This is a genomic window from Stenomitos frigidus ULC18, from assembly GCF_003003795.1.
Lineage (GTDB): Bacteria > Cyanobacteriota > Cyanobacteriia > Leptolyngbyales > Leptolyngbyaceae > Stenomitos > Stenomitos frigidus_A.
Genome location: NZ_PVWK01000093.1, coordinates 1 through 8,736 on the forward strand (window position 1 = coordinate 1; position 8,736 = coordinate 8,736).

Annotated in this window: 7 protein-coding genes and 1 pseudogene; 6 read left to right on the forward strand and 2 right to left on the reverse strand. The window is 51.0% G+C overall.

Annotation, left to right across the window (positions count from 1 at the left end; translation table 11 throughout):
• Positions 1-87 precede the first annotated feature (87 nt).
• From C7B82_RS16530 to C7B82_RS16545, 4 genes and pseudogenes are all read left to right on the forward strand, one after another.
• Positions 88-786: pseudogene (locus C7B82_RS16530) on the forward strand (alpha/beta fold hydrolase); the annotation flags it as partial.
• Between the two features lie 145 nt (positions 787-931).
• Positions 932-1,264 carry an RNA recognition motif domain-containing protein gene (locus tag C7B82_RS16535; protein ID WP_106257392.1) on the forward strand — a complete coding sequence of 111 codons (333 nt, stop codon included), beginning with the start codon at positions 932-934 and terminating at the stop codon, positions 1,262-1,264.
• A gap of 254 nt (positions 1,265-1,518) precedes the next feature.
• A complete protein-coding gene (gene rpsU / locus C7B82_RS16540) occupies positions 1,519-1,707 on the forward strand; it encodes a 30S ribosomal protein S21 (protein ID WP_106257393.1) in 189 nt (62 codons plus the stop codon).
• Between the two features lie 810 nt (positions 1,708-2,517).
• On the forward strand, positions 2,518-3,015 hold the full coding sequence (locus C7B82_RS16545) for a hypothetical protein (RefSeq protein ID WP_219904505.1): 498 nt from the start codon (positions 2,518-2,520) through the stop codon (positions 3,013-3,015).
• Here C7B82_RS16545 and C7B82_RS16550 read toward each other — a convergent pair.
• Both C7B82_RS16550 and C7B82_RS16555 read right to left on the reverse strand, forming a co-directional pair.
• Positions 3,012-3,881, reverse strand: coding sequence for a fructosamine kinase family protein (locus C7B82_RS16550; RefSeq protein ID WP_106257395.1), 870 nt, complete (start codon positions 3,879-3,881; stop codon positions 3,012-3,014). The genes C7B82_RS16545 and C7B82_RS16550 overlap by 4 nt on opposite strands.
• A 68-nt stretch (positions 3,882-3,949) precedes the next feature.
• A complete protein-coding gene (locus tag C7B82_RS16555) occupies positions 3,950-5,290 on the reverse strand; it encodes a M16 family metallopeptidase (RefSeq protein WP_106257396.1) in 1,341 nt (446 codons plus the stop codon).
• Positions 5,291-5,535: 245 nt separating this feature from the next.
• On the opposite strand from C7B82_RS16555, the gene C7B82_RS16560 reads away from it, so the two are divergent.
• Complete coding sequence (locus C7B82_RS16560) at positions 5,536-6,285, forward strand: TylF/MycF/NovP-related O-methyltransferase (protein WP_106257397.1); 750 nt, start codon at positions 5,536-5,538, stop codon at positions 6,283-6,285.
• Positions 6,286-6,365: 80 nt separating this feature from the next.
• A complete protein-coding gene (crtD, locus tag C7B82_RS16565) occupies positions 6,366-8,000 on the forward strand; it encodes a C-3',4' desaturase CrtD (RefSeq protein WP_425443619.1) in 1,635 nt (544 codons plus the stop codon).
• Positions 8,001-8,736: the final 736 nt, after the last annotated feature.

Genomic DNA, 8,736 nt, shown 5'->3' on the forward strand with positions numbered 1-8,736 from the left:
CTGGTTCATCAGGTTGCTTCTCTAGCTTACTGATGTAACTGGAAGTATTACACCTTATTTAATCCATAATCCTTAGCCACTCAATATCAGGTCACTGCACTGGATTGGTTAGGGTTTGGTGATTCTGCTCGTCCCGCGATCGCCTATCAACCCGATGTGTACCATCAGCTTTTGCAGTCGTTTGTCAGGGATGTCTGCGATCTTCCGCTTGCTGTGATTGCGGCTGGGCATGCGGCTGGCTACGTTCTACAGGCAGGGGCGATCGGCACACCCTGGTCGCGCATTGCCCTTGTCGCTCCAACCTGGCGTGGCCCGCTGCCAACCATGATGGGCAAACAGCAGCCCTGGTTTAAAACCATCAGAGAAACAGTTGGCACCCCGATTCTGGGTCAAGCGCTCTACAAACTCAATACGCTGCCGTCGTTTTTGCGCTTCATGTACCGTCAGCATGTTTATACCAACGCTGCCACACTCACACCAAACTTCATCGCGCAAAAATATCAGATTACGCAGCAGCCCGGTGCCCGCTTTGCCCCAGCCGCTTTTGTGACTGGAGGCTTAGACCCAGCAGACAACCGCGACAACTTTCTGAAGCCTTTACACGCATTAGCAGCGGTACCATTGATGGTCGTCATTGGCGAACAATCGCCACCTGCTTCGAACGCTGAAATGGAGGCTTTGGCATCACAGCCAACGGTACAAAGCCGCCGCCTTGCTGGCTCTTTAGGCTTACATGAAGAATATGCCTCTGAAGTCGCAGAACTGCTTTTACCTTTTTTACGATAGACTACAAAGGCTGGCACTGCAGGATTTTATCGCTGTGCTATAGTTTCCCTACAGGATTATTTTCGGCCGTGTAATTCGTTTTTGTTCAGTGACAAGCGTTTCTCCGAATTTAACTCTCACACACTCTGAAATTTGGAGACACTCCATGTCAATTTACGTCGGTAACCTTTCGTACCAGGTTACTCAGGAAGACCTTAAGCAAGCCTTTGAAGAGTACGGTACTGTCAGTCGAGTTCAACTTCCTACCGATCGCGAGACGGGTCGCCTGCGCGGGTTTGCTTTCGTAGAAATGGGCACCGAAGAAGAAGAAGCGGCCGCCATCGAAGCACTCGACGGCGCTGAGTGGATGGGACGCGATTTGAAGGTCAACAAAGCGAAGCCCCGTGAAGAACGTGGTTCTTCCGGTGGCTGGGGTGGCAACAACCGCGGTGGCGGTGGTGGCGGCGGTGGTGGCGGCGGCGGTGGCCGTCGCTATTAGGGCGCACTTCCTAAAGCTTAATTTTCTGAAGCTTAATTTTCAGAGTCTCTGGCAGATGAAAGCGACTGCTCTACTCTGCCAGGGACTTTTTACGTATTCGTTCCATTTTTGGCTTTTAGACGCATTACTTAGACTACGGACTGAACGATATTGCCGCCACAGGTCGAACGCTTATAGCCTGTAAAGCTTTTGCCTCCAGTCCCTTATCTAAAGTTCCAGTAGGTTGCAACAACCTGTTCAATCGGAGGACAAGCATGACCCAAATAGTAGTTGGCGAGAATGAAGGCATTGAATCCGCTCTACGACGATTTAAGCGCCAGGTTTCAAAAGCAGGCATTTTTCAAGATATGCGCAAAAAACGCCACTTTGAAACGCCGTTAGAGAAAGAGAAGCGGAAAGCGATCGCAAAGCATAAGCAACGCAGACAGCGCTCTCGTTATTGATTTAAGTCGTTTGCTTTGAAGCTCCTTGCAGAACGGCATTACTTTGAAACAGGCATAAGGCTTACGACTTGCTTCGTTGAAAGCCATGGAGTAGCGCTTTTGAGTAAGGCTCTGTGGCAATGAGATCAAGCAAGGCCTTGGCAAAACGTTTTTAGCGGTCTTGGTAAGAGGGCATAGAACATGGGCTACGACTGCTACGAGAATTTCCCTTTTACCAATGACCAGACGTCGGACTGTCTCTAGAAGGTGTTGCGATCGCCATACGCAACGCTTAAGTTAATTTCTAGAAGACAAATACCTGTAAAAGCAGATTTCACTACTACTTTAAAAATCAAGACTACTTTAAAAATTAAGCTATTTACCCCTCACTAAAACCCCCTCCACTGATCTCATTTTGATTGAGAGTGACATGGGTTCTAGCTATGTCTATGTTTGTGAGTTAAGCCACGTAAACAGAGAGACTCAACTCTTAAGCTTTACTTAGAGTAATAGCTTGAATGGTGGAAAGTAAAGTACTAAAGCGTTTGGGTCAGATTGCATATTTATCACTAGGTTACTTTGCCTCACCCTGCATAAATTATCTTTTTCTACTAGAGTTAAGTTCTACCAGCCTTAAGAGTAATAAATTGAACTTCTCAAGCGGAAGCAAGCTTGCTCACTTGCAATCGCTTCTCATCACTGCCTGCCGTTGGGCGTATGCTGATCAATCGCTTGACGCCGATCATTTCAAGGCAACGGCATCTCAAGGCAATCGTTTACAACCAACTTTTATAGAGGCATAGGCACCGTGTGACCCCTGAAGCAGTACAAATGGTTTCAAATTTGAGACGTGAGTTTTATACGCTCTTTGCAGCCGCAATGAATGTGCCGGTGAAAATTAGCGGTAGTTCGTACAACAGAAGTTCTTCCATTGCCTCCTGGGTTGATGAGCGGGAACAGCTGAATTATGTCAGCATTTATGCTTATACAGCGCCAGATAATCTTCTAGTCGAACGCCCGTTTATTCTCCGAGTTGCCATTAACAAAGGCGCTGGTGGCATCACCTTTTTCAAGCGCGATCAACCGCATCAGGGAGTGAACCACGGTTGGCACTTTGAGTTGACCGTTTTACCCGAAGAACTTCTAGCGTTTATACCGTGGGTTGTGAGTCTGGTAAAAGCAAAGACAAAGGGCGCTAACTTATCTTTGCAAGAGCCACCCTATCCAGTGAACCTGAATACGACTAACGTTTTGCTTTCAACTGAGGCATGGTCTCAAGAAGCAGAACGCATGTCTGAGTTGCCATGTCAGGCGATACCACAACTTTAAAGACCATTCAAAAGCTGGGCGATCATGCGGTTGGCTTGTGTTGCGTAGCTGCCGCCAAACAGATTGAAATGATTGAGAATGTGATACAGGTTATAGAGCGTTTTTCGCTGCTGATAACCCGCGTCAAGTGGAAGAACCTGGCTATAGCCGTGATAGAACTCTGTAGGAAACCCGCCAAAGAGCTCGGTCATGGCTAGGTCAACTTCGCGATCGCCCAAATAGGTTGCCGGATCAAACACAACCGGTTGACCTGATTGGGTAAACGCTGCATTGCCTGACCACAAATCACCATGCACTAGCGATGGCTGGGGCTGATGTTCTGCCAGAAAACCAGGGATGGCAGCTAACAGTTGATCCTGCTTGGGAAAATGACCACCGCGACGCTGTGCCAATTTGAACTGGTAGCCAAGGCGATGTAGAGTCCAAAACTCAGTCCAGTCTGTTGTCCAGGTATTGATTTGAGGCGTGGAACCAATGGTATTGTTGCGTTCCCAGCCAAAGGACTCTCCTTGTTTTACCTGATGGAGTGCAGCAAGCTGTTGCCCCATTGCTTCCCACGATCGGCTGTTCCCTCGACCCAATGGAAGCCATTCCAATACTAAATAAGCGCTTCCCTCTGCAATGCCGTAGCACAAGGGCGTTGGGACTCGAATGGTGGCTGTATGCTGCATTTGCTTTAGCCCTGCCCTTTCAGCCTCAAACATGGCAAGCTCTGAGGCTTGATTCAACTTGACAAAGTAGGTGCAGCTGCCATCAGAAACCGCATAGCCTTGATTGATACACCCACCGCTCACAGATCGGCGATCGCGGCTTTCAAAAGGCTTCCCAGTGGTTTGGCTAATTTGTGCAGCAATTTGATTCCACATGGAAAAGTTTTGGTTGTTAGAGACCCATCTTGATCTAACAACCAAACATTAAAAACTAAAAACTTCCTTCACGGCTTAATCGTCACCACACCATAAGCATCTGGCGAAAGATACGTCTGCGCAGCCGTCCTGACCGCTTCAGCATCCAGAGCTTGAATCTGAGTGGGATAGTTAAGAGCAGTAGAGAGATCGCCGACAAGTGATTGGTAATAGCCATAGAGCCCCGCCCGATCGCTGGGGGTTTCGCTGCCAAAAATGAAGTGATTAGCGACACGGGTACGGATACGGGCAATTTCTGCCTCGCTAATCAGGTCAGCTTGTAAGGTACGAAGATGCTGGACGATTGCTACCTCTACTGTTTCCAAATGTTCTACTGGCAGTTGCGCCGAAATATAGAACGCACCTTGATGGCGATAGGTCATATTGCTGGCAGAAATGCTAGAAACCAGCCCGCGTTGCTCTCGTAAATCTTGTACCAAACGCGTCGTTCGCCCGTGGCTCAAGACGGACGCCAGTACATCGAACACATAGGTTTGCTGAAGCTCATTTAATCCTGGTACTCGCCAGATCATTACCAGACGTGCTTGCTGCAAACTGTTGTCGGTAAATTCACGCCGCACAATCTCCCGGAAAGGCGATTCGGGAAGGAGCGTGTGGGGTGTGGGGTGTGGGGTGTGGGGTGCAGAACGAGACGTTTGAGCTAAGTCTGACCGCTGACCGCTGACCGCTGACTGCTGATGCTTACTCGCTTGCACAAAACTGTCTTCCACAATGCGGATCAATGCATCGACTGGCAAGTTACCCACTGCAACCGCGGTCATCGCCTGCGGTTGATACCAATGGCCATGAAAGTCACGCATTTGTTGAGCTGTCAGTTGCTCAATGACGGTGGTGGGGCCAAGTACCTGACGGCGATAGGGAAGACGATCGAAGGTCAGTTCAGTCGCATGCTGAAAAGTGCGGCGACGAGGGTTATCCTGCGATCGACGAATTTCTTCTAACACCACATGCCGCTCGCGCTCAAACCCATCATCCGGAATCCGTGCGTTCATCAAAACATCAATTTGCAACGGTGCCAGATCGGCAAAATCCTGGGGCGCTGTGGTGATGTAATAGTGCGTGTAATCCTGGCTCGTTGCCGCATTGGTGAGGGCGCCCCGCTGCTCGATGCGCCGCTCAAACTCACCGCTTTGAAGCTGCGCTGTGCCCTTAAAAATCATGTGTTCCAGAAAATGCGCCATGCCATTGATCGCATCAGCTTCAACCGCTGAGCCAACGTCGAGCCAAACATCCAGGTTCACGGCTTCAACAGGCATCTGTTCAGCGACGATCGTCAAACCATTTGCGAGACGATGTAACGTCGGCGCATTGAGCGGATGAGCGGCAGGTTTGATTAGAGTTGAAGTCATGCGGTGCGCTTTTCAGTGAAGGTGCTTCACCTATCTTAAACTGTTAGAATCGCCTGTCCGCTAATCATCCACAAATCCGAGTCTTTTCGAACGCTGGTATTCATTGATAGCCGAGTGCCAGATCTGAGTACCAGATAAGAACGTTCTCGACGAGATACTCCTGAACGCCCATGGACTAACCTTAAGCACTTGCTTTTTCGGGGAATGCTTAAGGTAATCAAGGCCGATCAAAACAAGGTGTAAAGATGTTCTACAACATCCCGAAAGATAAGCTGGAAACGTTTACCCGGGCGCTTAACGATATTGTCGAAGTTTACGATGGGCAAGTTTTTGCTGCGGATATGCTCATTACACCTTGTAAAAACATGTCGTTTTGCTTGGACGAAAAGCTAGAAGCCAGTTTCAACTCAACGGCGCGCACGGATCAGGAAAAAAGTTTGTTATGGAGGCTTCATGTGCTCACATGGGCTGCCACTCATGCCCTACAGATCGCGGGGGATTTTGTCGAATGTGGCGTCTTTCACGGCTTTTCTTCAGCCGTCATCTGCAAATATTTAGATTTTGAAGCAGTAGAAAAACAGTTTTATCTCTATGATACGTTTGCAGGTTTGCCGCAGGAAACCTCTACCGAAGAAGAACGCACGGTCTATTGCTATGACGCGTACGATAGCGCAGCGGTCTTTTCCCATGTGAACAAAACCTTTTCGCCGTATCCCAATGTTCACATTGTTAAAGGCATTGTGCCCTATTCGTTTGCAGAGAAGGTGCCCGATCAAATTTCGTACCTTCACATTGACATGAATTCAACTCAGGCTGAAATCTTAGCGTTAGAAGCCTTATTTGATCGTGTCTCAATCGGTGGGCTGATTGTTCTAGACGATTTTGGTTGGATCAACCATCGTCAGCAAATGCTGGCAGAAACTGAGTTTATGCAAAAACGGGGGCATCACGTGCTTGAATTGCCGACTGGTCAGGGGCTGATTATCAAACACTAGTGCCCCTGCAAGCAGTGCAACAAGCCAGTGATGATGGGACACCTGCTAGCATGTAAGTGTTAAAAAATGTAAACACGTTCATGATGATGTCTCAGACTGACGATCGCGTAGGATCTCGCGTTGTCGTCATTGGAGCAGGCATTGGCGGCTTAACAGCAAGCGCGTTGTTAGCACATCGAGGCTATTCGGTACTGGTGCTCGATCAGGCGTTGGTACCGGGTGGTTGTGCCTCCACATTCAAGCGTCAGGGCTTTACCTTTGATGTGGGTGCAACACAAGTAGCTGGACTTGAACCAGGCGGTATTCACCACCGCATTTTTGCCGAACTGGGCCTTGATCTACCAGCTGCCACTCATTGCGACCCTGCCTGTGCGGTTTATTTGCCAGGAGAAACAGAGCCAATCAACGTCTGGCGTGATCCTCAGCGCTGGCAAGCCGAACGGCAGCGACAGTTTCCGGGCAGTGAACCGTTCTGGCAACTGTTAGCCACACTCTTTCAGGCTAGCTGGGCATTTCAGTCTCGCGATCCGGTGCTGCCACCACGCAACCTTTGGGATCTATGGCAGCTGACCAAAGCCGTTCGACCAGAGACGCTGTTGACGCTGCCTCATACCTTTTCCACTGTCGGTGATGCGCTCCGAGGCTATGGCTTGGCAGGCGATCGACGACTGCGTACCTTCCTCGACCTACAGCTAAAACTTTACTCCCAGGTGGATGCAGAGGAGACGGCGCTGCTTTATGCTGCAACGGCATTGAGCGTCTCTCAGGCACCGCAGGGCTTATTTCACCTTCATGGCAGTATGCAGGCGTTGAGCGATCGCCTGCATACTGCCTTAGAGCGCCATGGCGGCAAACTCTTGATGCGCCACGCCGTTGAGACTATACAGACAGCAAACGATCGCGTTACAGGCGTCACTATACGCAACCAGAAGACAAGCGAGGTGTGGACAGAACCAACTGATCACGTCGTTGCCAATGTCACGGTACAAAATTTGATGCAGCTCTTGGGCGAGAAAGCGCCCAAAGGCTATCAGCAACGGGTCGATCGACTACCGCCTGCGTCCGGTGCGTTTGTAGTTTACCTGGGTGTCGATGAGAGTGCGATTCCAGAGCATTGCCCGCCGCATCTACAGTTTCTTTATGACTACGATCGCCCGATCGCTGAAAACAATTCGCTCTTCGTTTCAGTTAGTCGACCCGGTGATGGACGTGCGCCAGCAGGAAAAGCCACGATTATTGCGTCGTCGTTTACGAATGTGGATCGTTGGTGGGAGGGGGAGACGTTAGGAGCGGGGGAGCGGGGGAGCGGGGGAGCAACTCAAAATTCAAAGCTCTCTAGCAACGCGGCGCACCTACGAAGTCGCTCTCAAAGAGCTAGTGCTACTCAAAACTCTTACCACTTGTTGAGGCAAAGCTACACCGATGAGGCGATCGCCCGTCTTGCCCAATTCTTTAAGCTGACAGAAGAGACGATTTTGCATGTCGAGGCGGCTACTCCACGCACGTTTGAGCAGTTTACAGGGCGCGATCGGGGTGCGGTGGGTGGGATTGGTCAACGGGTGCCAACCTTTGGGCCGTTTGGGTTTGCAAACCGTACACCTGTACGTCATCTGTGGCTGGTCGGAGACTCCACTCATCCCGGCGAGGGCACAGCGGGGGTCAGTTATTCAGCCTTGACGACTGTGAGGCAGATTGAAGCGGAGCGGCGTGACTAAAGCGAAAGAATCGTTGAGAAACAGTACATCCCATCACTCGATGCTTAGGAACGCAGATTTAATAAGGTGCAATGCTCTCTGTAGCGATTGTCTTGGGAGTCAAGGGGAATGGAAAAATCGGTTGAGCGCTCAACGCGCGTGACCCAGTGACAGCGGTGGGGAAGCGGTTGAGTCGGACCGTGTCTTGTGCGGCGGCTGGCCGCAGCGGGCGTTGGCCAGGGCGTGTGAGCGCGGGTATGGCATTGAGCCTGACCAGGCGTTGGCGCCTACAGGCAACCAGAGCCACTGGGTTGCGCTTGCCGCTTTGCCAGCAAGGGTTGCTCCAAGTCGCGCCTCACGGGGTTGTGGGGCGTCGCCACGCGGGTTGCCATAGACAAGCCACACCGGACTTGCCCTTGTGCTGACCACTGTCCCGGTGGCGGGGGGCCACGCCCACCAAACGAGCGCTCTGTGTTGCAGATATAGCTGTCGCCATAAAGCTTAGGACATTGGGATCAAAAAGGGTGTGGGGGCGTTGCCCCCAGCCAGGAGTAGAACCCCTGCACCCTGTCCTATCCAACCTGTCTATAGCTATAGCTTGCCGAGTGTGGGCGGTGCCACCAGGCACAAAGCGGCGGTGACTTGGCCGCGGCCCTGCACCGCTGGCAGAAGCTGGGCTTGGCGCTGCCAATCCGCTTGCTGGTGAGCGAGGGCTTGCATCTGCGGCTTCAAGGCATCCAGACGTGGCGCCAACGCC